The 1,055-nt window shown below is 46.1% G+C and carries 1 pseudogene; it reads left to right on the forward strand.

Features of this window, described 5'->3' with window-relative positions:
• Positions 1–168: 168 nt before the first annotated feature.
• Positions 169–1,055: pseudogene (locus ACRCJM_RS11965) on the forward strand (hypothetical protein); the annotation flags it as partial.

Genomic DNA, 1,055 nt, shown 5'->3' on the forward strand with positions numbered 1-1,055 from the left:
AAGGCAGGCTCCCCGCGCATAGGTGCGGGGAGCCTGCCTTTTAAGGTTCACAAATTTTTTTCTTGGCTTTAGTGTGAGTGGGCTCTAGTATTGATCTAAATCTTACTGTAAGCTTCCATGTAACCAACCTCACTCAGAGGTTTGGTAAATAAGAGAAAAGACAACAAGATGGCCTTTCACCCCCCCCGTTCCATTTTTAGTATCTGCCTAGTTGGCGCAGTGTTAGTTGGTGGACTTAGCTTTGCGCCCGCCGTGGCTCAAACTTCAATTTCGTCCACCCAAAATAATTTAGAGGAATACAAGCTGGATAAACTTGTAGAACAATCGCTTACAATTGATGAACTTGACGAAAATCAATCTGGATTTACCGTACATGCAGGTGAGATTGCTGTTGACTTACCAAAAAACTCAGATGAGATGATTGTTCTATCAGAATCTGGTGACGAGGATTTACGTATTTCTTTGCCCTACTCTGAGAGGTCAAGTGAAATTCAAGCTGGTGAGTTTGGCGAAATTTCTTTTGATCATGAAAATTTTTCTAGCACCTCAGTTTTGCCATATGAAGATGGTTCAGTGCAGATGGTGACAACCATCGAAAGCGCCGCAGCTCCGCGTGAATATGCATATGATTTGGAAATGCCTGATGGTGCTTATCTTGAGCTTCTTAAAGATGGGATGGTTCTGATCTGGGATGCTGAGGGGAACTTTGTAGCTGGCGTGGCTGCTCCTTGGGCTAAGGACGCTAACGGAGTGGATATACCTACCCGGTATGAGATTCGAGGGTCTTCGCTGGTTCAGGTTATTGAACATGATACTTTTGGAGTGGCCTACCCCGTAACGGCTGACCCATTCTGGGGTAAAAACCTATTCACTGGTTTTTCCCGTGATTGGTACAAGGGCGATTATCGTTACAACGCCTCAGTGACTGCTTGGGGAGCCATAGTCATGAGCGGTGGCGGTGGTATAGGCGGATACCTTGTAGGTCAATCAATTATGCGAAATCAAGGGTGGGCGGAATGGACCAGCCGCTGGCCTGCGATCACAAATAAAGCAAC

This window comes from Rothia sp. L_38, from assembly GCF_050689125.1.
In the GTDB taxonomy this organism is placed as follows: Bacteria; Actinomycetota; Actinomycetes; order Actinomycetales; family Micrococcaceae; genus Rothia.